A 24446-nucleotide genomic window follows, 5' to 3' on the forward strand; every position below is an offset into this window, starting at 1 on the left:
AAGGCGGGAGCTTCCTGAAGTTGCCTAGCGCTGCTGGCGGGTGTACCGAATTGGCCGGTCATGCCGGGGTCGGCATTTGTGGCGACTGCCGCCCAGGAGCAGCCTGGAATCCTACGCGGCCGAAGGCTTCGACGGGAGACAGGCGGCCAAATGGAAATGGACATACCTCAACTTACGGCGGAGCTCGCTCGCGCTAACGAAGCACTCCATCGCGAAGTGGCCAAGCGACGGTTTGCGGAGGACGCGCTTCGGGCCAGTGAAAGTGAGCTGCGCCTGACGCTCGACACCCTTCCAGCGGGCATTATCGTAGTCTCTCCAGAGACCGGAATCACGGACGCAAACAAACGGCTTCTGGGATATCTCGGGCGCACGCTTGAGATACTGAAGCAATGGACGACGACCGATATGGTCCATCCCGACGACTTCGGTGGGACGTTGAAGTACTTCCGAACGTTCATGACCCTGGATCGAGAAAGCCGGTTCGAAACTCGGATACGACGGTTCGATGGCGTCTATCGATGGTTCCAGGTCCGCAACAATCCGTTGCGAGACGCCGATGGCCGCATCCTCCGCTGGTATGGGGTGCTGACCGACATCGATGATCAGAAAAAGGCGGAGCTAGCGCTGCGCGAAAGCGAGGGTCAACTCCGGCTAGTGGTGAACACCACCCCCGGCCTGATCGCCACCTTCGCGCCGAGCGGTGCCGCCGAAGACGTCAATGCTCAGTTCCTTGAATATCTCGGCCAGACGCTCGAGGAATTTTCGAATTGGCCGACGAACGGCACGGTCCATCCCGCCGATGTCGAACACCACGTCGAAGTCCTGAGGGGATCTTTCCATTCAGGACGTCCGATCGACACGGAAACGCGACTGCGGCGCTTCGACGGGGCGTATCGCTGGTTCCAGGTCCGTGGTCTCCCAGCCAAAGATGCCGATGGACGCATCATCCGCTGGTACTGCCTGATGAATGACATCGACGATCGCAAGCATGCTGAGCAAGCCCTCGCGGCCAGCGAGCGCAACCTGCAAGTCACCGTCGATGCCATCCCGGCATTGGCCTGGTCAGCACATCCAGACGGCGCGGCCGACTTCTTCAATCAGCACTATCTCGACTATGTTGGGCGATCGCTCGACGACTTAGCGGACTGGGGCTGGACGTCGGGAGTGCATCCAGAGGATTTGCAGCGATTGGGTGCCGCATGGGAGAAAGCCCGGGAGACCGGCTCGAGCGCCGAGTGCGAGACGCGGCTATGCGGTGCCGACGCCAAATACAGGTGGTTCATCTTCCGAGCGAGCCCACTACGCGACGAAACCGGAGCCGTCGTCAGGTGGTACGGCATCAATACTGACATCGAGGATCGCAAACGCGCCGAAGACGAGTTGGTGAAAAGCGAAGCCTCGCTCGCGCATGCGCAGCGCGTGAGCTCCACCGGAAGTTTCGTGTGGATCTTAGCGACAAGGGAGATCACGTTCTTTTCGGAAGAACTCTACCGGATTTTCGAGCTCGATTCGAGCGTGCCGATTACGGTTGAGCAGATCGCCACCCGGGTCCATCCCGACGACATCCCGCTGCTGACGACTAAGCTTGCAGAGGCGCAGGCCGGTATTGTGGATCACGATTACGACATTCGACTCCGCATGCCCGACGGCCGCGTCAAATACCTGCGCACAGAATCGCGCCCGGACACTCAAGTTGACGGGCAGAAGATCTTCGTTGGCACCATGCAGGACATTACAGAGCGGAGATTGGCCGAGGAGGCTGTCAACGAGCTGCGCACAGAATTGGCGTACGTCTCGAGGGTCAGCACCCTTGGGGCGATGACGGCGTCGATCGCTCATGAAGTTAACCAGCCGCTTTCGGGTATCATTACTAACGCCAGCACCGGACTGCGCATGCTCGCGTCCAATCCGCCAGACATCGAGGGCGCGCGCGAAACCGCGCGGCGCACAATTCGCGATGGCAATCGCGCCGCCGAAGTCGTCAGCAAGCTGCGCGCCTTGTTCAGCAAAAAAAGTGAGACCACCGAGTCAGTCGACCTCAACGAGGCTGTGCGAGATTTGCTCGCCCTGACGACCATAGAGTTGCGGCGAGGACGGGTGGACCTCGAGGTTGATCTCGCGCCTGACCTGCCGAAGATCGTTGGCGACCGTGTGCAGCTTCAGCAGGTCGTGTTGAACCTTCTTCTTAACGCGGCTGATGCTGTGAGCGAGATCGAGGATCTACCGAGGCGCGTCACACTCAGCACGGGAATGGACGAAGACGGTCAAGTGAAACTGACGGTAAAGGACAACGGCGTAGGTATCGACCCGGAGAGTATCAATAGACTCTTTGACGCGTTCTATACGACCAAGCCGACCGGCATGGGCATCGGTCTATCTGTCAGTCGGTCAATCATCGAGCATCACCGCGGCCGCATCTGGGCAAGCCGAAACGCCGACACTGGGGCGAGCTTCTCGTTCGCGATCCCGCAGCCTGCGGTGCAGGTTGTTCCAACCGAGCCCGCGGGGCACACGCCACAAGGTGCGAAGGCATCCCACGAAGGAAGCCCCAATGCCTAAGCGCCCCCTCGTGACAATCATCGACGATGACGAGTCTGTGCGCGAGTCTTTGCCTGATCTGCTGAAAGTGCTCGGTTACCCCGTTCAGGCCTTTCCCTCCGCACAGGCATTTCTCCGCTCGAAAGACCTCGAAAGACGCGATGCCTAATCCTCGACATCGCAATGCCCGATATGACGGGGCCCGAACTGAGAACCGAGCTCAGGCGTCACTGCCACGACATTTCGGTGGTGTTCATTACGGCACATCGCGACGAGTCGATCCGCCCGTTAGGGTGGTCGGGACGCGGTTGCATGTCTATTCAAGCCGATTAGCGAAGCCGCTCTCGGTAGAGGCGCTCGATAGAGTAAAGCTAATTTAGAAGACGCCGTGTCTCGCCGGAGGTGGAGCGGAAAGGATCGCAAAACTCTGAGTTTCGCTCGGGATGCCATGAATGTGTGAAACCGGAATTTCGCAGTAGATATGGCATCACCGAAGCATGGCTTGCTTATGCGCGGCTGTCCGGTTGCGCCTGACGGCTCCGAGGCTGAGCAATCGCTTGGCCAGAATGAGAAACGGCGCCACGACCGCGAACAGCAGGACGAAAGCAAAGAAAGCTTCATCGAAAGAGATAACGGCGGCCTGCTTGTCGAGCGCGTGCTGCAACAATAAGACCGCGGCCTTTGTCGCTGCAGTGCTGTCGATACCGTTTGACGCCAAAGCGCTCGCAGCAGCCCTCAAGCGCTGGTCAGCCGCGGGATCGCCACTGACAACGTGGGCAGCCAGTATCGTTCGGTTATAGGCATTCTGGTGATCAATATATGTTTGCAGAAGGGCCGTGCCGGCCAAACCACCAACCTGCTTGCCAAAATTGAACAGGCCAATGCCGAACGGAAGCGCGCCGGCCGCAAGCCCCTGGAGGGTGATCAGCGTCAACGCCATGAACAGAAGACCAAGACCGAATCCGCGCAGGAGCAACGGAACGGCCAGGTCCGCCGAACCGCTGCCGCTCGTCGAACCAGACAGCAGCCACATGGCTCCGGCGAAGAGCAAAATTCCGAATGGAGCAAGCATGATCGCACGTATCCCCGCCTTTTCGATGAGAAGGCCCGACAGCAGAAGTGCCAGCGCAAGCGCGGCTCCGCTAGGCAGGAGAAGCACTCCCGCGCCCGTGGCGGTGAAATCGAGGACGGTCAGGGCAAAAGTGGGAATGAGATAGGCGCTGCCAGAAAGGGCAAAGCCAGCAAGCAGGCTGGCGAGAAGTCCGAAGCGGAAGTCCGGATCGCCAAGTGGCGAGATCGGCAACAAAGAGCCTCGTGGACGGAACCCGATTTCGCAGATAGCCAGAAGGCCGACAGACATGACACCGAGCGCGGCAAGGACAGCAATGTCGGTGTCATCGAACCAATTGAACCTGCTGCCCTGCAGCAGGACGTAGGTCAAAAGCGTGGTACCGATACCAAGTAAAATTACCCTGCGGATAGGAAGCTTGGCATCTCGCCAAAATGTCGCGTCACCCTCCGCTGCCAGCAGGATAAGGGAGGCGAGGCCCAGCGGAATGTTGGCAAGAAATATCCAGTCCCAGGTGAGATGGTCGACGAGCCAACCCTGGAGAGCAGGCGTGACTGTCGTCGGAGCCATCACGGCACCTGTAGCAAAAACAGCCTGAACGACCGGCTGGTGTCGATGCGGAAACCGGAAAAACAATAAGGTCTGGCCGGCGACCAGGATTGTGCCACCGGCCAGCCCCTGGGCAACGCGGCAGACGCAAATCCAGACGAGATCGGCCGACAATGTCATTGCAGCCGAGGCCAGAAGAAGGATGACAGCCCCCGCGCGCAAGCAGGCAGTAGGCCTGACCGCTCTGACAAGGAGTGGAGCGACAAGGAAGGAAGTCAGCTTAGCGGCGATGAAAACAATATCGATCATCGCCAGTCCGTCCGGCGTTGCGTGGATGTCGCCAAGCAGGCCGATCCGACCGATGGACAGAGCAGTGGATGCGACCGCATCCATGAGCGCGGCCAGTACAACAGCGCCTGTTACGAATAAAGCGCGCAGCCGCGCGTCGAAAAGGTGCTGCGCCGACCGCTTTTCGACAGGGTGGGTCACTGTATTGGTTGTCCGTTCGCGATTCCGCCGGTCTGTGGTTTCAGCGCCGCCGCCCAAGCGTCTCCGGCGCTGACGGCGATAGCAACACGAGCCGAAAGGCCAGGAACCAGGCGGCCGGGCAAGGGGTTGCGCATTATCCTGATCTTGACCGGCACGCGCTGAACGACGCGGATAAAATTTCCCGTGGCGTTGTCTGGCGGGAGCAGGCTAAATGCCGCACCACTGCCGGGAGAGAAGCTGTCGACGACGCCGTCAATTTCGAGGTCTGGATACTCGTCGACAGTCACACGTACCCGCTGCCCTATGTTTACCTGCTCTAGCTGCGTTTCCTTGAAATTCGCGACAATCCAAACGTCTTTTACAGGAACAATATCCAACGCCGCAGTACCCGCAGTGACATACCGCCCGACACGTATCTGACGATTGCCAACAATTCCGTCGATCGGGGCCTTCACCACCGTGTTGGACAGGTCGAGCATAGCTAGGTCGAGCGCAGCCTGCGCCTGTGATTGGGCTGCTTCCGCGCTGGCCAACTGTGCACCCAGTACGTCTAACTTCAGCCCTTGAGCCAAAACATTGGCGTCTGCGCCATCCACCGATGCTTTTGCTTTGTCATAAGCGGCATGCGCATCTTCCAGTTTCTGATCGCTCGCGGTCCCGTTCCTCTGCAGGGTGACGTAGCGGTCAAGGTTGGAGCGCGCAAACTGCAGATCGGCTGCAGCTGATTGCCTCTGCGCGTCGGCCTGCACGATCAAGGCCTTCTGCAATGCAGAGGTCGCCACGATGTTGTCAACTTCCGCCTTCCTGGCGGCGGCGTTGGCCTTCGCCTGCTCCACCTTGGCCCTATAATCATTGTCGTCGACTCGAAACAGGACAGCGCCCTTCAAAACACTCGCGTTGTCGTCTACGTCGACCTCCACCACATAGCCGGCGAGCTTCGGAGCGATACTGGTGATGTCTCCACGCAGATATGCGTTGTCAGTCGTTTCCTCGAAGCGGCCTATTGTGAACCACTGCCAGCCCCACGAAGCCGCCAGCGATGTCACGAAAAGGACAACGATGACGATTGCGATCCTGCGAACTCGGCTCATGGCTGCCTCGGCCTCAAATCGACGCACTCGCCGTCGATGGAGATGTTCGCGCCCCTGACTGCAAGATGATCGGTGATGTTGCAGATCGTGGGCGGCCAGTGGAGTTTCACGAAACCTGTCTCCATCAAAATCCAGACGTGCAGGGCGTAGAACAGCGAATGATTATGAACTTCACGGCCTAGCCGCCAAAAAGCCACACAGGGTCGCGTCTGCCCGCCGGGCGGCCGGCGAGCAAGACTCATCCTTCTTCGATCAAGCAGCCACCTGGGCGCGCTCCTGCAGAGCAGCTTCAACGATAGCTACGTCTTCCTCGGCCGTTCCGCCGCTGACGCCGATACCAGCGTACACCTCGCCCTTCTCGGTCAACGGGACGCCGCCACCCATGGGGCAGAAGCGGCCGCCACCAACCGAAGGGAGCACGTAGAGCGATTGACCAGGCTGCACCAATGTCAGCAGATCAATGGTGCGCATCCGCACCAAGGCCGAGGTGTAGGCCTTCCGCTCCGATATCTCGAGTGAGAACAGCGGGGCGCCGTTCATGCGATGCTGGAGCACGAGATTGCCATGGACGTCGACAATGCAGACGGCTACCGGAATCTTGGCTTTGATTGCTTCAGCCTCTACGCGCTCGGCCAGCTTCTTGGCTGTCATGAGCAAATCCATGAGAGTCATCCTTTCTGAACGTTTGGTGATTGCCTAGCGAGCCAGTTCGCCGAGGTAGAACCCCAGCCGATTTTCAACATCGCCGGGCGTTTGGAAGCCTTTGGCAGTCAGGGCTTTGATGCCATTCTGCGCGGCGGACCGCCCGAGCGAGGCGATACAGGCCTCCCATCCGGCGCCGAGTTCGACATCCGGCGGCAAGCTGGTATTCACCAGCCGCTTGGTCTGGCCGATGGCCCACTTGTCGAAGCCGGAGATGCGGGTGGCGAGCGCTTCAATGTAGGCGTCGAGTTCAGCGTCGGGAAGCGCCCGGTTTATGTAGCCGTAGGCTTCCGCCTTGTCGGCGGAAATGTCCTCCGAGCTCAGCAGCACCTCCATGGCGCGATTCCGCCCGATAAGGTTAGGCAGCCGAGCCATCGGCCCGCCGCCGGCCACCATGCCCACGCCGACTTCCCACTGCGAGATGATCGTCTTCTCCTTGCTGGCGAAGCTCATGTCGCAGGAAAGCAGCAGCTCGCTGCCGTTGCCAGTCGCGCGCCCACGGATCAGCGCGATCGAAACCACAGGGGCACGCGTAAGGCGCACGAGGAAATCCGGCCACGGCGGCAGGCCCGTCGGTCCGGGTGGCATCGACGTCATCTCTTCAAGAGGGGCCATGAAGTCTGAATGGTTCAGGAAAAAGTCTTCCACCGCGCTGTCGAAGACCACGACCCTAACGCTCTCATCGGCCTCGATGGCGCCGATCGTCGCCTGGAATTGCCGTACCATCTCCGGTCCCATGACGTTGAGCGGAGCGTTGTTGAAGGTGACGCGCCAATAGGCGGAACTTTTTCGTACCAATTGGATCTGTGATGCGACTGTCTTGGCGTCCATTGAGGCCTCCTTTGGAACACAAACTGGGGACGTCAGTCAGTTACCGTTCAAGTTCATGAACTTCGATTGGACCTAAGTATCGTCGATACTTTCGTGTCGGCGATGTAGTACCTGGGAAATTATCTCGCCAAACCCGCCGTGAAGATGCCCGAGATGTTCCGGCCAAAGCGTATTCGCCTTAGGTATCGGCGACACCTTGGAGCAATAGATCAGCAGGACAACTTCTGTTCTGACTTTGCGTTGCGTCGCGCGGCATTTCGTGGTGGCGCAGATCTCGCGGAGGATCAAGTCATGCCTTTTGTCATGACCAGTACGCGCACCACACATCGTCAGTTGCGAGCGACGGCGTTGCGCGGGCACGCGTTTGCCGCCCTTGCGCTGACAGTGGCGGGGGATCGGATACGCGCGAAAGCTGCGGCCAGCCGAGACCCAATGGTCCCGGCTAGCGACGAAAGCATGGACCTTGGTATTCACGTCGGAAGTATATGTGCTGCGCTGGCGGAGGACCTGGGGGTTCGGCCCAGCGTCAAGACGGACGAGATACGGCTGCACGCTGCCTGTTGCCGGCAGGTAGGACTGATCGTATCTGAGCTGGTACGCAGCGCAGCGCGACACAATCTAAAGGGCCGGCGAGGAGCTATCGCGGTTACTTTGAGTGGATGGGGCGGCAGTGTGCGGTGCCTGGTAAGAGACAGCCGCTCGACGGCGTCGCACTCCCAGGAGCGTCCTGAGCGGTGGCGGGTCCGAACCCTGGCAGCGGAACTCGGCGGATCGGTGGAATGGTGGTTCACTGAGTCCGGATCGTTCGCCGGCCTGCATTTCTCGATCGAGCGATCCAAGGATTTGCCGTCGCAGCTGAACGCAGACTTCACCTGATGCATAGGTCAGAAATGCTTGGCGCGCGTCGGGACACAGAGCTCCGACCAGAAGAGCGAGGATTGCCATTTCCACGATGCCTGGGTGAGCCGTTGTTCATATCACCCTGGCGAGGAGCTGCTCTTAGCCATCCGACCGCAAGACATCGCGTGGAATCGGTTCGCTGCTTGCCTGGCAGCCGCGCCGGTTTAGCGGCCTGGTAGGGACGCAACCCCGACCCGGGTCATACGCGGCACGGATCAGTTGGCCAGCGAACTCGCATCCTGGCCTCGCTGCTGGTGTTGTCCTTACGAAGGACAGCAGACGCCCCGCAGTCCAGCAGTACAAAAGTATCGCCGATACCATCGTGTGATGGATTCGCCTTAACCGACAGTTGATCTCTTAGGAGCATTCGAAAAAACCAATTTGGACAGGAGGACCTTATGACACGACGCGAACTACTTGCCGCCGCAGCCGCCGCCGGGGCTGCCAACATGCTTCCCGGAATATCCCAAGCGGCGGAAAGGTTGATCCGTCCCTTCACTGTCAACTTCCGAGACAGCGAGCTCGACGATCTGCGCCGGCGGGTGACGGCGACCCGCTGGCCGGACAAGGAGACCGTTACGGACGATACGCAGGGCGTGCAACTGGCGACGATTCAGAAACTCGCGCAGCACTGGGCGAAGGACTACGACTGGCGCAAGGTGGAAGCCCGGCTCAACGCGCTTCCGCAGTTCATCACGGACATCGACGGGCTGGACATCCACTTCATTCACGTGCGTTCCAGGCACGAGAACGCGCTGCCGATTGTCGTGACGCATGGCTGGCCTGGCTCGGTCATAGAACAGCTGAAGATCATCGAGCCGCTTACCAATCCGACCGCGCATGGCGGAACCGAAGGCGATGCGTTTCACGTCGTGATCCCCTCGCTTCCAGGTTACGGCTTTTCGGGCAAGCCGATCGCGCCGGGATGGACCCCAGTCCGCATCGCCAAGGCATGGGCAACGCTGATGCAGCGCCTCGGTTACATGAAATACGTGGCGCAGGGCGGCGATTGGGGGAACGCCGTCTCTGAGGAGATGGCTCTGCAGGAGCCACCGGGATTGCTGGGCATCCACACCAACATGGCCGCAACGGTGCCCGCCGATATCTCCAAGGCACTGGCGGCAGGGGCTGCTGCGCCCTCCGACCTTTCGCCGGACGAGAAGCGCGCTTACGGCCAGCTCGACGACTTCAACAAAAACGGGCTGGGATATGCGATCGAGATGAACAACCGTCCGCAGACGCTGTACGGCATCGTGGATTCGCCTGTCGGGCTGGCCGCCTGGATGCTTGACCACGACATTCGCAGTTACAGGCTCATCACGCGCGTCTTTGATGGGAGCGCCGAAGGGCTGACGAAGGATGACATCGTCGACAACGTCACTCTGTACTGGTTGACCAATACGGCGATCTCGTCGGGCCGCCTCTATTGGGACAATGCACATTTCCCGACGGGGGGTTTCTTCGATCCGCGCGGCATCAAGATCCCAGTTGCCGTGAGCGCCTTCCCGGACGAGATCTATCAGGCGCCGCAAAGCTGGGCTGAAAAAGCCTATCCGAAGCTGATCCACTACAACCGGCTCGCCAAGGGCGGGCACTTCGCGGCCTGGGAACAGCCGACGGTGTTTAGCGCAGAGCTCAGAGACGCCTTCCGCCCGCTGCGCCAGTCCATCTGAAGCCGAAGGGCAGCCATCAGGTCGTCCACATTTCAAAACGGCGGGCCGGACCGCAGGTCGGTCCGCCGAGGCGGCGTAGGGCGGCAACATACTCCTTGCGACAAAACCAAGAGAAGGAGAACGACGATGTCATCCACGGTTGAAGCGCGGCAGGTCGAGACAATGCTGGAAACAGCAGACCGCACAGCGAGCGCGCGATCCCTCGATATGAAGCTCGAAGTGATCGCTGTCCCTGTCTCCGATGTCGATCGTGCCAAGAACTTCTACGGCGGCTTAGGCTGGAGGCTTGATGCCGACTTCGTGGTCGGCGACGTGTTCCGGGTCGTTCAGTTCACTCCGCCCGGCTCAACAGGCTCGATCCACTTCGGCAAGGGCATCACCTCGGCCGCTCCGGGCTCGGCGCAGGGCCTCTTTCTCGTCGTCTCTGGCATCGAGGCGGCGCGTGCCGACCTCATTGCTCACGGCGCCGAGGTCAGCGAGGTGTTCCATCGCGCCGGACCAGGCCAGCCCGCGATCAGCGGTCGCGATCCTGAAGGGCGCAGCTACGTCTCGTATGCTACATTCAGCGATCCTGACGGCAACGGCTGGGTGCTGCAGGAAATCATTGCCCGGCTTCCTGGCCGGATCGACGGCAATTCGACAAGCTTCGCCTCTGAAGCGGATCTGGCTGCCGCGATGCGGCGCGCGTCGGTCGCCCACGGCGAGCACGAGCAGCGGAGCGGCGGCCAGCGTGATGAGAATTGGCCGGACTGGTACGCCGCCTACATGGCGGCGGAGCAGACCGGGAAGCCCTTGCCGCAATAGGCCAAGCCCTGGGGCCATGGGTTGGACACCAGGGCTTGTCCACACCGAGGAGGCACGGCTACGTCTCCGCGCGGTTCGCGCGATACCTCAAGCATGAAGGGACATTCAGATGAAAACACTGCTCGCAGCCTTGGCGATCGGCAGCGCCTCGTTCGGCAATGCATATGCGCAGGCCGACAAACCCACCATCGTTCTGGTTCACGGTGCGTTCGCGGATTCGTCGAGTTGGAACGGCGTCGTCAAAATCCTCGAGAAGGATGGCTATCGCGTCGTAGCTGTCGCCAATCCGCTACGTGGGGTCAAAAACGACGCCGGCTACGTCGCCGACATCCTTGGCTCCATCAAATCGCCTGTCGTTCTCGTTGGGCATTCGTACGGCGGCTCGGTCATCAGCGAGGCGGCCGAAGGCCACGCCAACGTCAAGGCGCTGGTCTATGTCGCCGCCTTCGCGCCGGATGCAGGCGAGACAGCCGCGCAACTCGCCGCCCAATATCCCGGCAGCACGCTCGGTCCGGCCCTCTCGCCACCAGTCAGCCTGTCCAGCGGAGGCAAGGATCTCTACATCCGGCAGGACAGGTTCCACGAGCAGTTCGCCGCCGACGTCCCCGAGGCCGAAGCCAAGTTGATGGCCGCGGCGCAGAGGCCCATTGAAGAAGCGGCGCTGAACGAAATCCAAACTGAAGCGGCGTGGAAAGAGTTTCCAACCTGGTTCATCTACGGGGCCGGCGACAAGAACATACCGGCGGAAGCCTCCGCATTCATGGCTGCTCGGGCCCACTCACGGGATACCGTGGTCATCAAGGGCGCCTCGCATTTGGTGATGGTGTCGCACCCTGAAGCCGTGGCGCGGCTGATCGAGAAGGCCGCTAAGGAGACATCACGATGAAAGCCGTCGTGATGGGGCGCGCCGGCGCGACATGCGACATTGATGGCGACCAGCGGCTCGCATCTTGATCACGCATGCCAAGAAAATCGAGATTAGTCCTGCCACAGGAGAGGCATCACCATGAACAGTGTTTCCGACAGGATCGATGAGCGCCGTCGCCACATAATCGGCGCGGCGGCAATGACCCTCGCGATCGCCGAACTCGGTGTGACCACGGCCGCGAAGGCCGCACCCGGCGGAGCCGACAAGACGACCGCGTCAGCGATGCAGACAACACCCAACTTGGTTGGCGCACCGAAGCAGATCGACGCCGGCGTCCTGAATGTCGGCTATGTCGAACTGGGACCAGCCGACGGCGCGCCTGTCATCCTGCTGCACGGCTGGCCCTACGATATCCATACTTACGTCGACGTCGCTCCATTGCTGGCGTCCAAGGAATATCGCGTGATCGTACCTCACCTGCGTGGCTATGGCACGACGCGGTTCCAATCAGGCGAAACGCCGCGCAATGGCCAGCAGGCGGCAATCGCATCCGACGTCATCGCCCTGATGGATGCGCTTGGCATCGGGAAGGCCACGATAGGCGGCTGCGACTGGGGTGCCCGCACGGCAAACATCATTGCCGCGCTGTGGCCGGAGCGCTGCAAGTCGATGGTCTCGGTCAGCGGCTACCTGATCGGCAACCAGCAGGCCGGCAAGTCGCCGCTGCCGCCCAAGGCTGAGCTTCAATGGTGGTACCAGTACTACTTCGCCACCGACCGTGGCCGGGCGGGCTACGAGAAATACACGCGTGATTTCGCAAGGCTGATCTGGCAGCTTGCCTCGCCGCAATGGAACTTTGACGACGCCACCTTCGAGCGCAGTGCCGCGTCCTTCGACAATCCGGATCATGTCGATATCGTGATGCACAATTACCGCTGGCGGCTCGAGCTGGCGGAAGGCGAGGCGCGATACGACGCGCTGGAACAGCGGCTCGCTGAGGCGCCCGTTATCTCCGTACCGACAATCACGCTCGAAGGCGACGCCAATGGTGCGCCGCATCCGGAAGCCAGCGCTTATGCGAAGATGTTCTCCGGCAAGTACGAGCATCGGTTGATCGCGGGCGGCATCGGCCACAACCTTCCCCAGGAAGCGCCGCAAGCCTTCACACAGGCCATCATCGACGTAAGCGGGATGTGATCCGATGGCGCATCCGATCATTTACCGCACGATTTTCGGTCGATGGTCTTCCGATCTTCCACTGCGAAGCAGGAGACCGCGATGCGCCGGTGATCCTGCTCCTCCACGGATTGCCGTCGTCGCCGCGCATGTATCAGCCGCTGCTTGCGCGACTCTCGGACCGTTATCATTTGGTCGAGCCGGACTATCCCGGGTTCGGCCATAGCGCTGCGCCTGCCCCGAACGCGTTTGGCTACACTTTCGACCACCTAGCTGAGGTCATTACCCGCTTCACCGAGGTTCTGGGACTCTCCCGTTACAGCCTGTTCATGCAGGATTACGGCGGTCCGGTGGCTTCCGCATGGCGACGGCTCATCCCGACCGCCTGCAATCGCGGATCGTGCAGCATGCCCAGGACACGGGCCTCGGCGCTGCCTGAGCTCCCCGCCTCGCTTTCTGGGCAGACCGCGCAACTCATGAAGAGACGCTGCGCAAGAAGCTCCTGTCGTTGGGGGCGACGCGCCGCCGCCACCTCGGCAGCGATCCGGACGTCGAGCGCTATGACCCTAATCTGTGGACCGATGAATTCGCGATTCTCAGCCGACCCGGCCAGGCAGATGTTCAGACGGGCCCGATAACCTAAAAAATTATCAGCCAAGCGGTGAGAACCGCCGACATGAGGGTTGAACGCGGTCGGCCGCCAACCCGCTTAGCTCCTCCAGTGCCTCGCGGACGGAGATGTCATCATCCACCATATAGACTGTCGGAGTAGCATCCGGCATGGCCGTCCACCGCCGTTGCACCCGGCACGTTGATCTCCACGCGCCCATGCATTTTAAGCCTCCCTTTCCTTGCAGACACAAGACAGGCGAATCACTTCGATCGAAGCACGCCCTGCAGCGCCTCCATCAGGGCGGTATCGCTGAACGGTTTCAGCAGACAATCGACAGCGCCGCGCTCATGAAGTCGGAGCCGTACCGACCCATCGCCATGCGCTGTGATGAAAACGATCGGAATCTGCAGCTGCCGCCGGCTCAGTTCGCGCTGGAGATCAAGCCCGGACATTCCCGGCATCGCGATATCGAGCACCAGACACTCAGCCTGCCTGAGCTTATCGGATGCTAGAAACTCTTCAGCCGACGAAAATCCGCCCGCCTCGTAGCCGAACTCGCGCAGCAGGTCCGGAACCGACTCGCGTACCGACTCGTCGTCATCGATCACTGCGATGAACCTCCGGCGTTGCGTCATGCGTTCACCTCCGGACCGTCGCCAGCGTCCCCGGACGGGATTGAGACAATAAACGTAGCGCCAGGACCGTCATTCCGCTCGGCCCAGAGCCGGCCCTGGTGGTTCTCGACAATCGATCGGCTGACTGAGAGACCGATTCCCATGCCGTGCCTCTTGGTCGTATAGAACGGATGGAAGAGCTTCTCGGCGATTGCGGCCTCGAAACCCACGCCTGCATCCTGGACGACGACGCGCACGGCGTCGCAACCGTCGCGCTCCGTCGCCACGACCAGCTCCTTGGACCGGTCGGCGATACCGTCCATGGCCTGCATGGCATTCAAGATCAGGTTCATGATCACCTGCTGAAGCTGGACACGGTCTCCCTCCACAGATGGGAGCGCCTCGGCCAGTTGCACGCGCAAGCTCACGTTGGCCTTCTTCAACTCAGTCAACGTCAGCGCTATAACCTCTTGCGTGGCCGTGTTCACATCCACTGCTTCGATGACCGGGTCCTTCTTGCTGAAGAGCGACCGCAGCCTGGCGATCACATCCGCAGCCCGGTTGCCGTCTCGTATGGTTCGTCGTGCGGTCTCTCGCGCACCTGTCACGTTGGGTGGATCGGCTGCCAGCATGCGCAAGCACGTGCTGGCATTGGTGATGATGCCGGCCAACGGCTGATTGAGTTCATGGGCGATCGAAGCGGTGAGATGGCCCATGGTCATTACCCGCGTCATATGCGCGAGCTCGGCCTGGGCATCACGAAGCTCGTCTTGGGCCTGTTTCCAGTCGTGCATGTCCGCGCAGGCACCATGCCATTTGAGGACGCGGCCGTCTGCGTCGCGCAGCGGCAGCGCACTGGTCAACAGCCATCGATAGGTCTGATCCGACGCCCGCAGCGTCCGCACCTCGACCCGATAGGGATCACCGGTTGCGATGCAGTGCAGCCAAGCCCTCACCGTTGGCTCGACGTCGTCCGGGTGCAGCATCTTCGCCCAGCCGGTACCCATCGCTTCTTCGGGGGTGAAGCCGGTGAACTCCAGCAGCCGCTTGTTGCAGTAGTCTATCGAGCCATCCGCCGTAGCACTCCAGAGCATCTGGGGAATGGTTTCTGTCAATTGTCGCAGATTGAGCTCGCTCGCCCGCATGGCCGCTTCGGCGCGCTTCAGGTCTTCGATGTCTGTATTAACACCGAACCAGCGTACGACGTTGCCTGCATCATCCAGCACCGGGCTGGCGCGAAACAGGAAGCACCGATATTCCCCATCATATCGGCGGATTCGCGCCTCGGACTCTCCGCCACGACGCTCCGACATCATGGCGCGCCAATCGGCGATCAAATGCTCCAGATCGTCCGGGTGAAGGGCCAGCATCCAGCCGACGCCCCGCGCCTGTTCAAGTGAAAGTCCGACATAGTCGAGATAATGCTGATTCAAGAAGTCTGCATGGCCATCGGGAAGAGCGGTCCATGCCAAACCGGGAATCCCGCTGATGATCTGATCGAGATTCCGTTCGCTTGCGGCCAGACGGGCCTCGGCCTGCTTCCGGTCGTGAATGTCGATCTGCAGTACGCACCAGCGCACGATGCGGCCTTCGGCGTCCCGCATCGGATAGCCGCGATGGTCATTCCAACGATACTCGCCGTCCGCGCGGCGGATGCGGGCCTCGTGCTCATAGGCCGCGCCGGTCTCAATCGCCCGCTGCCAGGCGGCCTGCGAGGCGACCAGATCATCCGGATGCACGATGTTCTCCCACTGGGAGACCTCCTCGAAGCTCTTGCCGAAATAATCGCCGACCAGATGATTGACCGCCTCCAGTTCGCCGTCGGAATTGAAGAAGCCGATCGGCGCAGCGATGCTGTCCAGCATCGATCGCAGCATCAATTCGCTGGCGCGCAGCGAATCCTCCGCCTGCTGCCGCTGCCGTTCGGTCTGCCGCCAAGCATCGACGTCGGTGTTGATGCCGTACCACCGCACGACCTTTCCGGATTCATCGCGCAGGGGGCTGACCCGCATCAGGAACCAGCGATAGGTGCCGTCGAAGCGCCGCAGTCGCGCCTCGGTCTCGCCGGTCCGGCCGGCGGCCATGACGACTTTCCAAGTCTCAAGCAGATCATCGACATCGTCGGGGTGTACGGCCTGCTTCCAGCTGTCGTCGAGCATGCGGTCGAGCGGCAGGCCGACATAATCCAGGAAATTGTCGTTGAAGAACTCGACATTCCCGCTCGTATCGGCGGTCCAGGCCATCGCCGGCATCGTGTTGATGGTCAGTTTGAGATTGCGCTCGCTGGCCGCGAGAGCTTCTTCGGCCGACTTGCTGTCATGAATATCCAGATGCAGCACGCACCACCGCAGGATGCTGCCATCGGAATCGCGAACCGGAAATCCATGGAGACGCATCCAGCGATAGGGTTCGTGGGCCCGGCGGGCACGGACCTCGACATCATAGGGCTCGCCGCTCTCGATCGATCGCTGCCATGCCGCTTTCACGCGCGGCAAATCAGCGGCGAATATCATTTCGCCCGAGGTCCAGTCCATGATCTCTTCGACGGATTTGCGGTGGTATTCCTGGCCGAACCGGTTGACCGCCACCATTTCGCCGGTTGGCGCGCATAGCGTGACCGGTGCCCCAATGCCGTCGATGAAGGATTTCAGCAAGATTTCCCGGAGGTGCGGATTTTCGTTGTCACGGTGCCGCACGGAAAGCTGGCGCCGCAAATCCTCACTGATGGCGGAGAGCTCGGCCGTCCGCTCTGCGACGCGTCGTTCGATCTCCTCGGCAATGCGCGGGTCGGTCGGCGCAAACGGCCCGTCTGCTGTCAGCATCGAAAATCTCCTCGATCCCAGAATGCGCCACTCGATCTTTCGCGCGCATTATACCTTGGTATCGGTTTGCCGAAGTTTCCGGGATTTCAACACGCTACGGCCATTCCCTTGGGCCGTCCAGTGAGACTGAATGGTTGATGTGCTACGGGTGTTCGATCCCGAGGAACAGGCTGAAATCGTCAGAGCGCTTGACCAGCTCCGTAAAGCGACTATTCGCCGACGTGCGAGAGAGACCGGACGGCGACCATCACTGTAACGCTGCCGGCAAACCGCGGAAGGGTCATTCTGTTCCATGTCTACCCGCCTGAACTGGCCTCGCCGTGGCGAGCGCACAGCTCTGTGTAATGGCACTCGAAACCAGCGCGCGCGTGACCGTTGCCTGCTAATTGGACGCGACACTTCGCGCTGGAATGGGCCGTATGCCTATATCGGCTTTGCCAAAAATGACGTTGGAAATTAAGACATGCGTTTATGGCGAGCCCTCTGCGGCCAGCGGCCACAATATTCTGGACGTAATCGTCCACCGACACAGCTAAACGGCCGCTTTCCCGAATGTGAGCCAAGATTGGCGACTGGAGAGCGGCGCAAAAGTCGCTGCTCTGGTCCAGGCGAAAGTCAGCTATGGGTCAGACCTTCGCATTCGGCAAATGCCGACCCCGACGCAGCCCTGAGATCGCAGAAGAGCGACAATCGGGCCTGCACCCAATTGGCAACAGGTCATTTCGAACGGCGAAACGCGATGCGACGCGCTGGAGCAGCGGCTCGCGCAGGCGCCTGTGATCGCCGCGTCGACAATCACGCTCGAAGACTACGCCAACGGTGCGCTGCATCCGGAAGCCAGCGCCTACGCGCGGATGTTCTCGGGGCAAATATGAGCACCGGCTGATCAGTGGCGGCATCGGTCACAACCTGCCTCAGGAAGCGCGGGAGGCCTTTGCTCGGGGCCATCACCGACGTGAGCGCAACGTGATCCGGGCCCGCCAATCAGCCACCGCATCATAGCGGTAGTTGGATTTCCGATCTCCTACCGCGAGGCGGGTGGCCGCGACCTCCATAGGGTGGCGGCTTCGTCCCGCATGTACCAGCCGCTGCCCGGCGAAGGCCGGAGGACCGTCGGCCGACCGAGCCCATGCCAAAGCGCGCTGCCTCGCCTTCAACGCAATTCAATGCTCTGCCGCAATCTTCGAACTTGGCTTCTGGTAGGGATAGAAAAGCTCCCTTTTGCCCATTTGCCACGCCGACCTGAGTTCGGGTTTCGAAATATCCCAATCCATCCGAGATTTCATAGTCACCGCGCGCATGTCCTGGCGGAGCTCTTCCAATGTGGGTCGACCGAAGAACCAGTAGCCATTGTAGATCTTGTAGACGACCAGGCCAGGCTCCAAGACGACCACGTGAGGAATCATAGGATTGTGCAGGGGGTCCGTGTACTCCGCGATATCAAGGTCCTTTTGGATGATGCGCCGCGGGTCGGAAAGAAAAGGCCAATGGGCGCCAGCCCCCAATCGATACTCGTTCGTTTCCAGAAGATTGTCCGTCGTGATGGTCACGAGCCTGCAATATCCGACTTCCATTTCACCATAGAGCCGTACGAGCCCTTCGGTCTGCCGACGGTCCCGAGGACAAAACCCGCCTCTGCCGAGAACCACCACCATTGGGTCTTCTCCCTGCAGATCGGAAAGCTTTCGCCGTACGGCCGTGTGATCCGGCAACTCGTAATCCGGGAAATTGGACCCTGGAACAATGTCTGAGCGCATTTCGAAAACCTTCACTAACGTGAGACCCAGGGCCAACAAGAGCGGAAGAACAATCAAAATCCATTATTCCAAGGTATCGGCGACACCATGGAACAATGAGTACCCCGGTGCGGGTTCCGACCGCTACGGCTGGAGACACCGTCGCAACCCGATGTCCCTCATCAAACCGACACCAACGCATAATGGACCTTGGTATTGGCCGCGTGCATGGTGGGACGGGGCGGAGCTGCGTCCCGTGAGGCAAACATGCATAAGAAGACGCCAGCCATTCCCTTCGCGGGATCCGAACTTGGCGAAATGCGGCACGCCTGCGCATTCTTTAACGGCGACGACGAGGCGTCTCGGGTCTTGCTTCCCTTCCTGAGGGATGGCTTCGAGCGCGGTGACAAAGTCATCCACGTCGTCAATCCGGGCGAGCGCTGCAAGCATTTGCATCGCCTGGCAGCTGCGGGCGTCGATACGACGGCGGCGGAACAAAGCGGCCAGCTTGAATTTCGCACCAATACCGAAGCCTACCTTCGGGATGGTCGTTTCGATCAGGATCGGATGTTGGAGGTATTCGAACAGCTGGCCAGCGGCAATGTCAGAGGCGATTTTCCACTTAGTCGCATTGTCTGCCACATGGACTGGGCTTGCGAGGTCAGATCGCACATCGACGATCTGGTAGAGTTCGAAGCGCGGGTGAATGGGGTGTGGTCCCGTCACGAGGACGCGGTCATCTGTGTGTACGATCTGGCGAAGTTCGGTGGCGACACGGTCGTCGATATCATGCGGACACATCCCATGATCGTCATAGGCGGCATACTGCAGCAGAATCCATTCTTCGTACCCCCGGAGGAGTTCCTCCGCGAGCTTCGCCAACGAAGAGCCGGACAGATGCCGCGCAGCGAGACGGAGCTTTAGCGTGGAACCGCCGCTCGAGACCCCCTGGGATCAACGGCTCAAGCGCTTGATGAACGACTTGGTGAGCCTGCTAGCTCTCCCTGCGATCTGGGTAGGCGGAGATCCCAAGCACATCGCAAGCACATTGCTTGACGTGCTAAGCGCGATGTTGCCCGTTGATTTCGTTTATGCACGGCTGTTCGATGGAGAACGCCCGAATGAAATCGTTCGGGTCGGCCAGGCCTTTGCATTGGGGGTAAGCGAGATAGGCAAGCGCTCGACCATCTGCTTGGAGATACGGAATCGAATTGGCTGTCTAGCGCCAGAATGGATGTCGAAGCGGGTGGCGTTTTTCTGGCGGTGGCGCGACTGGGGATCGAGGGGGAAGCTGGAGTCCTGGTTGTGGGTTCAGCCAGGTCCGATTTTCCCAGCCAGTCCGATCAACTACTTTTGAGTGTTGCTGCCAACCAGGCGAGCGTGGCGCTCCAGGGGGCACGCAAGGCAAGAGATCAGAACCGCCTTGCCAAAGAGCTCGACCAGCGGGTTACTGAGCGAACGAGCGAGCTCGTCGCCGCGAATAGAACTCTGATGCGGGAAATTGAAGAACGGCGGCGGACAGAAGAAGCCCTGCGAGAAAGCAAGGAAGCTCTTGCGACGAGCCGGCACGATCTCCAGCTGATTGTCGATACCATTCCGGCCTTCGCTTGGTCGACCCGTCCCGATGGCCATGTCGAGTTTTTCAGCCAGCATTACCTTGACTACGCCGGTCTGTCTGCCGAGCAGTCGCATGGCTGGGGATGGACCGCCATAATCCATCCCGATGACCTGGATGAACTGACCGCCAAATGGAAGGCGTTGATGATCGCGGGTGTACCAGGCGAAGCCGAAGCACGAGTGCGTCGATCCGACGGAACCTATCGCTGGTTTCTGATCCGCGCCAATCCGTCGAGAGACCAATACGGCAACATTATCAAATGGTACGGTGCCAATACCGACATCGACGAACGCAAGCGCGCCGAGGAGAAAGTCATCGATGCTGAGCGCGAGCTTCAAAGGATGGTCGACGGTATCCCGGCGCTGGTTGGAGCTTTCGGCGCCGATGGCTCACAAATTTCCAGCAACAAGCGAGGACGCGATTTCACCGGGCTTTCTTCCGAAGACATCGCAAATGGTGGTTGGAGAAATAGAATCCATCCAGAGGACGTCGAATTCGAAGAGAACAAATGGCACGAATGTATCGCGACCGGAGAACCGTTTGAACTAGAGTACCGAGTGCAGGCGGCCGATGGTGCGTATCGCTGGCACATGGCGCGTCGCATACCGATCCGGGACGACGCCGGTAAAGTGGTGCGCTGGTATGGCGTAAGCCACGATATTGATGGTCGCAAACAGGCAGAAGCCTTTCTGGCGGGTGAAAAGCGACTGTTGGAGATGATCGCGTCGGGCAGTTCACTGCGTGATGTTCTAAACGCCTTGTGCACGTTCGTCGAAGAGGCTGCCCCTGACTGTTTCTGTGATGTTCACATGTTCGATCAGGATAGCCTGACAATTGCCTACGCCGTGGCTCCTTCCCTGCCTTCAGCCTACAGCGATCCAATCGCGGGTACGCCTCTAAGCGGTGATTTGCTGCCATGCGGCATAGCGGCCGTTGAAAAAGTACAGGTCGTTACAGAGGACATTGAGCGGGATCCTCGCTGGTATAACTCGCCAGTCAGGTCCCATGTGCTGCGACACGGATATAGATCGGTCTGGAGCACGCCGGTCTGTTCCAAGGAAGGGCGGGTGCTGGCCACCTTCTGCATCATTCAGCGAAAGCCCTCGTCGCCATCACCACACCAGCAGGATCTAATTGCGCATGCCACGCAGATAGCCAGCATTGCCATCGAGCGCTCGCTCACCGAGGCCGCACTCAGGCGAACCGAAACATTGCTTTCCGAAGCTCAGCGTCTGAGTTCGACCGGAGCGTTTTCATGGCGTGTGGATACGGATGAAATCGCGTTTTCCGAGGAGCTCTATCGCATTTTCGAGTTTGACCCTGCGCATCCAGTGACGATGAACCAAATTCTCGATCGAATCCATCCGGACGACATTCCATCCCTATCAACGCAAATGGCACGGGTTCGCGCCGGTGAGGGTAATCTGGGCTACGAGATCCGAATACGAATGCCGGACGACAGCGTCAAATTCCTGCGCACCTTCGGCCGCGTCGTGCGTCGCCAGGACGATCGGCTGGAGTGCCTCGCCGCGGTTCAAGACGTGACAGAGCACAGACGCGCAGAGGAAGCGCTTGGGAAGGCCCGGACTGAACTTGCACACGTATCGAAGGTTTCAAGCCTTGGAACCTTGACGGCGTCAATCGCGCACGAAGTCAATCAGCCGCTATCCGGCATTGTCACCAACGCTAGCACGTGCCTGCGCATGCTGGCCGCCAATCCGCCGAATATCGACGGCGCGCTCGAGACGGCGCGTCGTACGATACGCGACGGCAACCTGGCGGCGGATGTAATCGCTCGGCTGCGCGCGCTTTTTAGCAAGAGGGCTCCGATAATAGAGGCTGTGGATCTGAATGAGGCCGTGCGCGAGGTGCTGGCACTGTCGTCAGGAGACATTCGTGACAGTCGCGTGGTTCTGCAATCCCAACTGGCCGAAGGGCTACCGCATGTCGCGGGGGATCGAGTCCAACTCCAGCAGGTGATCATGAACTTGTTGCGCAACGCGGCCGACGCCATGAGCGAGATCGAAGATCGTCCCAGGCAGGTCATGATCAGGACCGAGCCGGAGGCGAACGGTCATGTGCGGCTGTCGGTACAGGACACGGGCACTGGATTCGGTCCAGACGGCTCCCACCGTCTCTTCGAAGCTTTCTACACCACCAAGAGTGACGGCATGGGAATAGGATTGTCCATCAGTCGATCCATTATCGACAGTCACTGTGGGCGCCTGTGGGCAGCCGCAAATGATGGGCCAGGGGTTACGTTTTCTTTTTCCGTGCCCGAGTTTTCCGCGGCCCTGCTGATGCAAGATATGGATGTGGCCCATAATGATAAAAAATCAGTGGGGGTTAGATGAAGACTGCGCATGTACTAATTTCTGTGGTCGACGATGACCGGTCCGTGCGCGAATCTTTGCCAGATTTGCTCAAGGAATTCGGTTTCAGCGTGAAGACGTTCTCTTCAGCAAATGAGTTTCTCATATCGGATAGCGTTGATGAGACCAGGTGCCTGATTCTTGACGTAGCGATGCCCGAAATGACGGGGCCTGAACTGCAACTTGAGCTGGCGCGTCGCGGACAGCTAATTCCGATTGTGTACATAACAGCGTGGAAGGATAGCACGGTCCGGCCGCGTCTGATGGAGCAGGGTGCGGTTGAGTGTCTGTTCAAGCCTTTCAGCGACCGAGCCCTTCAGGCGGCGCTTAGCTCGGCACTACGTGCACCTTGAACGCGGTGGTTGTTAACGATGTGCGAGAAGGATACTCTGCGATGCATCCGAATTTGGCGACTGAACTGGGCGTTGGGGCAAAGTCGGCATCCATGTCACAAGGAACGCCTGTCGTGTTCGTCGTTGACGACGACATCTCGGTACGTGAATCTCTTGAGTCGCTGATCGGCTCCGCAGGCTGGCGGCCGGAGACGTTCGCCTCGGCGGAGCAATTTCTCAACTGCCCCCCGGCGCTGGTTCCAAACTGTTTGATTCTTGACATCAATCTCCCCAATCTCAGCGGGCTTGACCTGCAAAAGCTTTTGTCTGTCGGTCGCACCGACATGCCGATCATCTTTGTCACAGGCTATGCCGACGTGCCAATGAGCGTTAAGGCAATGAAGGCCGGTGCGGTGGAATTTCTAACAAAACCATTTAGTGACGAAGAGCTCCTGGCGGCGGTTGAGTCAGCGCTGGAATGGAGCAAGACCTCACTCGCTCTTGGTTCGGAATTGCACGAGCTCAGGGATCGGCACGCGTCGCTCAGCCGTCGCGAACAGGAGGTCATGGCACTGGTCGTCTCCGGTCTGTTGAACAAGCAGGTCGGGTTTGAGTTGGGCATCAGCGAAATAACCGTGAAAGCACACCGCGGTCAGGCCATGCGTAAGATGAGAGCTCGCTCGCTCGCGGACCTGGTGAACATGGCTGCGCGGCTCAGCGGTGCTCAATAGCCAAACTGTCTGCGCCAGATCACGCTTCACATGGGACGATTACCGCATGGGGAAGTGTTCAAACGCCACGTGGATCAGTTGCCCCCGTTTACCCAGCTGACGCAGAGGTAAACAGTCCCATCCCTAATGTCACTGGATGGAACTCTCCACGCAAACAAATGGCGGGCACTCGGCCCGCCATCGTTCGGCTCGAACAGGGATCGCGCCCTGGCTTGGAAGATCACGAGCCGGCAAGCGCATTCAAGTCGGCGCAGAACTCCGCATAGGGCTTCGTCATTCCAGCGTCCTGGCATTCCCTCATCATCGCCTCGCGCTTCGTGTTCGGGAGAGTGGCCAGCGCCGCCCTGAACCGCGATCTCATGACGGGACTTGTGTGTCCCGTTTCCCTGATCGAACCGGTATGAAGGGGCTGCAGCTGGTTGATTGGGTCAATGACGTCAAGAGCCCCCGCAGCAGCAATCCCGCTGGACGCCGAAAGAGAAAACGCCGCTCCCAAGCACACACCTCTGATATTCATGATAAACTCCTTCCCTTTGTTGATATGCGTTACCAGCAATATCGGTAACCACAATGTTTACCCAACCATGGATTCACTGGAGCAAGTCCAGATGGAGTGTGAAGTATCAACGTTTCTGCGAGTTCACCATTGTTCGATGGTATCGCCGATACTTTGGAATGGGCTGCCGGACAAATGCCCAGATTGGTGCGGGTACCGGCCTTTTGGAGTCCCTAATGTCCAAGGCGCCTCTTCGCCAGGAGTTGCCGAGATTCGACTGTAATCGGCGTCGCCGGCGGTTGCCTATACCAACGTGCGGTGGATTTATCTCCATTGGGGTCGGATGGTGTCTCAAGCGAGCCTAACGATAGAGCCCGAGGTGGCAGGAACGAGATTGCTGACTCCCTCGGAGCGCCAGCTGG

Annotated in this window: 19 protein-coding genes and 2 pseudogenes; 12 read left to right on the plus strand and 9 right to left on the minus strand. The window is 59.9% G+C overall.

Annotated elements, in window-relative coordinates:
- Positions 1–150: 150 nt before the first annotated feature.
- Positions 151–2559 carry a PAS domain-containing protein gene (locus tag LB520_RS26995; protein ID WP_224611186.1) on the plus strand — a complete coding sequence of 803 codons (2409 nt, stop codon included), beginning with the start codon at positions 151–153 and terminating at the stop codon, positions 2557–2559.
- A gap of 171 nt (positions 2560–2730) precedes the next feature.
- Positions 2731–2871: a hypothetical protein gene (locus tag LB520_RS27000; RefSeq protein WP_263481804.1), complete on the plus strand. Its 141-nt coding sequence runs from the start codon at positions 2731–2733 to the stop codon at positions 2869–2871.
- 154 nt (positions 2872–3025) lie between these two features.
- On the opposite strand, the gene LB520_RS27005 is transcribed toward LB520_RS27000, so the two are convergent.
- The 4 genes from LB520_RS27005 to LB520_RS27020 all read right to left on the minus strand — a co-directional run bounded on the left by LB520_RS27005 (position 3026) and on the right by LB520_RS27020 (position 7269).
- Positions 3026–4645: an MFS transporter gene (locus LB520_RS27005; RefSeq protein ID WP_224611188.1), complete on the minus strand. Its 1620-nt coding sequence runs from the start codon at positions 4643–4645 to the stop codon at positions 3026–3028.
- Entirely contained in the window at positions 4642–5736 is a 1095-nt protein-coding gene (locus LB520_RS27010; protein WP_224639967.1) for an HlyD family secretion protein, read from the minus strand. Before LB520_RS27010 ends, LB520_RS27005 begins: the two co-directional genes overlap by 4 nt.
- Before the next feature lie 252 nt (positions 5737–5988).
- Positions 5989–6399 (minus strand): GlcG/HbpS family heme-binding protein, encoded by a 411-nt coding sequence (locus LB520_RS27015; protein ID WP_140502839.1) that lies wholly within the window; start codon positions 6397–6399, stop codon positions 5989–5991.
- Between the two features lie 33 nt (positions 6400–6432).
- Entirely contained in the window at positions 6433–7269 is an 837-nt protein-coding gene (locus LB520_RS27020) for an enoyl-CoA hydratase/isomerase family protein (RefSeq protein ID WP_224611190.1), read from the minus strand.
- Between the two features lie 1298 nt (positions 7270–8567).
- Here LB520_RS27020 and LB520_RS27025 point away from each other — a divergent pair.
- The 5 genes and pseudogenes from LB520_RS27025 to LB520_RS29435 all read left to right on the plus strand — a co-directional run.
- On the plus strand, positions 8568–9842 hold the full coding sequence (locus LB520_RS27025) for an epoxide hydrolase family protein (protein ID WP_224611192.1): 1275 nt from the start codon (positions 8568–8570) through the stop codon (positions 9840–9842).
- A gap of 162 nt (positions 9843–10004) precedes the next feature.
- On the plus strand, positions 10005–10646 hold the full coding sequence (locus LB520_RS27030) for a VOC family protein (RefSeq protein ID WP_224633772.1): 642 nt from the start codon (positions 10005–10007) through the stop codon (positions 10644–10646).
- Between the two features lie 109 nt (positions 10647–10755).
- Positions 10756–11532 (plus strand): alpha/beta fold hydrolase, encoded by a 777-nt coding sequence (locus LB520_RS27035; RefSeq protein WP_224530469.1) that lies wholly within the window; start codon positions 10756–10758, stop codon positions 11530–11532.
- A gap of 180 nt (positions 11533–11712) precedes the next feature.
- Positions 11713–12711 carry an alpha/beta fold hydrolase gene (locus LB520_RS27040; protein WP_411909056.1) on the plus strand — a complete coding sequence of 333 codons (999 nt, stop codon included), beginning with the start codon at positions 11713–11715 and terminating at the stop codon, positions 12709–12711.
- Between the two features lie 128 nt (positions 12712–12839).
- A pseudogene (locus LB520_RS29435) lies at positions 12840–13025 on the plus strand (alpha/beta fold hydrolase); the annotation flags it as partial.
- Positions 13026–13027: 2 nt separating this feature from the next.
- Here LB520_RS29435 and LB520_RS27050 read toward each other — a convergent pair.
- From LB520_RS27050 to LB520_RS27060, 3 genes are all read right to left on the minus strand, one after another.
- Complete coding sequence (locus tag LB520_RS27050; protein WP_224611230.1) at positions 13028–13348, minus strand: hypothetical protein; 321 nt, start codon at positions 13346–13348, stop codon at positions 13028–13030.
- A gap of 215 nt (positions 13349–13563) precedes the next feature.
- The gene (locus LB520_RS27055; protein ID WP_224530479.1) at positions 13564–13938 is read right to left on the minus strand and encodes a response regulator; all 375 of its coding nucleotides are present in this window, start codon (positions 13936–13938) and stop codon (positions 13564–13566) included.
- On the minus strand, positions 13935–16739 hold the full coding sequence (locus LB520_RS27060) for a PAS domain-containing protein (RefSeq protein ID WP_224611194.1): 2805 nt from the start codon (positions 16737–16739) through the stop codon (positions 13935–13937). Before LB520_RS27060 ends, LB520_RS27055 begins: the two co-directional genes overlap by 4 nt.
- 728 nt (positions 16740–17467) lie before the next feature.
- Between LB520_RS27060 and LB520_RS27065 the strand changes: the two are divergent.
- Positions 17468–17741, plus strand: a pseudogene (locus LB520_RS27065) (hypothetical protein); the annotation flags it as partial.
- 161 nt (positions 17742–17902) lie between these two features.
- On the opposite strand, the gene LB520_RS27070 reads toward LB520_RS27065, so the two are convergent.
- Positions 17903–18496 carry a redoxin domain-containing protein gene (locus tag LB520_RS27070; RefSeq protein ID WP_224530539.1) on the minus strand — a complete coding sequence of 198 codons (594 nt, stop codon included), beginning with the start codon at positions 18494–18496 and terminating at the stop codon, positions 17903–17905.
- Positions 18497–18742: 246 nt separating this feature from the next.
- On the opposite strand from LB520_RS27070, the gene LB520_RS27075 reads away from it, so the two are divergent.
- The 4 genes from LB520_RS27075 to LB520_RS27090 all read left to right on the plus strand — a co-directional run bounded on the left by LB520_RS27075 (position 18743) and on the right by LB520_RS27090 (position 23528).
- Positions 18743–19399 (plus strand): MEDS domain-containing protein, encoded by a 657-nt coding sequence (locus LB520_RS27075; RefSeq protein WP_224639968.1) that lies wholly within the window; start codon positions 18743–18745, stop codon positions 19397–19399.
- Between the two features lie 306 nt (positions 19400–19705).
- A complete protein-coding gene (locus LB520_RS27080; protein WP_224639969.1) occupies positions 19706–22447 on the plus strand; it encodes a PAS domain-containing protein in 2742 nt (913 codons plus the stop codon).
- Positions 22444–22818 carry a response regulator gene (locus LB520_RS27085; RefSeq protein WP_224530503.1) on the plus strand — a complete coding sequence of 125 codons (375 nt, stop codon included), beginning with the start codon at positions 22444–22446 and terminating at the stop codon, positions 22816–22818. Before LB520_RS27080 ends, LB520_RS27085 begins: the two co-directional genes overlap by 4 nt.
- A 92-nt stretch (positions 22819–22910) precedes the next feature.
- Positions 22911–23528, plus strand: a complete 618-nt coding sequence (locus LB520_RS27090; protein ID WP_140503445.1) for a response regulator transcription factor — start codon at positions 22911–22913, stop codon at positions 23526–23528.
- 220 nt (positions 23529–23748) lie between these two features.
- Here the strand turns inward: LB520_RS27090 and LB520_RS27095 are convergent, their stop codons facing one another.
- Positions 23749–24045 (minus strand): hypothetical protein, encoded by a 297-nt coding sequence (locus LB520_RS27095; RefSeq protein ID WP_224530507.1) that lies wholly within the window; start codon positions 24043–24045, stop codon positions 23749–23751.
- Positions 24046–24446 lie beyond the last annotated feature (401 nt).

This window comes from Mesorhizobium sp. CA12, assembly GCF_020165255.1.
Taxonomy (GTDB): domain Bacteria; phylum Pseudomonadota; class Alphaproteobacteria; order Rhizobiales; family Rhizobiaceae; genus Mesorhizobium.

What these genes read in the sequence shown, in the direction of transcription:
- LB520_RS26995 (WP_224611186.1), top strand. Translation starts at nt 151, where the DNA reads ATGGAAATGGACATACCTCAACTTACGGCGGAGCTCGCTCGCGCTAAC.
- LB520_RS27000 (WP_263481804.1), top strand. Translation starts at nt 2,731, where the DNA reads ATGACGGGGCCCGAACTGAGAACCGAGCTCAGGCGTCACTGCCACGAC.
- LB520_RS27010 (WP_224639967.1), bottom strand. Translation starts at nt 5,736, where the DNA reads ATGAGCCGAGTTCGCAGGATCGCAATCGTCATCGTTGTCCTTTTCGTG.
- LB520_RS27015 (WP_140502839.1), bottom strand. Translation starts at nt 6,399, where the DNA reads ATGGATTTGCTCATGACAGCCAAGAAGCTGGCCGAGCGCGTAGAGGCT.
- LB520_RS27020 (WP_224611190.1), bottom strand. Translation starts at nt 7,269, where the DNA reads ATGGACGCCAAGACAGTCGCATCACAGATCCAATTGGTACGAAAAAGT.
- LB520_RS27025 (WP_224611192.1), top strand. Translation starts at nt 8,568, where the DNA reads ATGACACGACGCGAACTACTTGCCGCCGCAGCCGCCGCCGGGGCTGCC.
- LB520_RS27030 (WP_224633772.1), top strand. Translation starts at nt 10,005, where the DNA reads ATGCTGGAAACAGCAGACCGCACAGCGAGCGCGCGATCCCTCGATATG.
- LB520_RS27035 (WP_224530469.1), top strand. Translation starts at nt 10,756, where the DNA reads ATGAAAACACTGCTCGCAGCCTTGGCGATCGGCAGCGCCTCGTTCGGC.
- LB520_RS27040 (WP_411909056.1), top strand. Translation starts at nt 11,713, where the DNA reads ATGACCCTCGCGATCGCCGAACTCGGTGTGACCACGGCCGCGAAGGCC.
- LB520_RS27055 (WP_224530479.1), bottom strand. Translation starts at nt 13,938, where the DNA reads ATGACGCAACGCCGGAGGTTCATCGCAGTGATCGATGACGACGAGTCG.
- LB520_RS27060 (WP_224611194.1), bottom strand. Translation starts at nt 16,739, where the DNA reads ATGCTGACAGCAGACGGGCCGTTTGCGCCGACCGACCCGCGCATTGCC.
- LB520_RS27070 (WP_224530539.1), bottom strand. Translation starts at nt 18,496, where the DNA reads ATGCGCTCAGACATTGTTCCAGGGTCCAATTTCCCGGATTACGAGTTG.
- LB520_RS27075 (WP_224639968.1), top strand. Translation starts at nt 18,743, where the DNA reads ATGCATAAGAAGACGCCAGCCATTCCCTTCGCGGGATCCGAACTTGGC.
- LB520_RS27080 (WP_224639969.1), top strand. Translation starts at nt 19,706, where the DNA reads ATGGATGTCGAAGCGGGTGGCGTTTTTCTGGCGGTGGCGCGACTGGGG.
- LB520_RS27085 (WP_224530503.1), top strand. Translation starts at nt 22,444, where the DNA reads ATGAAGACTGCGCATGTACTAATTTCTGTGGTCGACGATGACCGGTCC.
- LB520_RS27090 (WP_140503445.1), top strand. Translation starts at nt 22,911, where the DNA reads ATGTCACAAGGAACGCCTGTCGTGTTCGTCGTTGACGACGACATCTCG.
- LB520_RS27095 (WP_224530507.1), bottom strand. Translation starts at nt 24,045, where the DNA reads ATGAATATCAGAGGTGTGTGCTTGGGAGCGGCGTTTTCTCTTTCGGCG.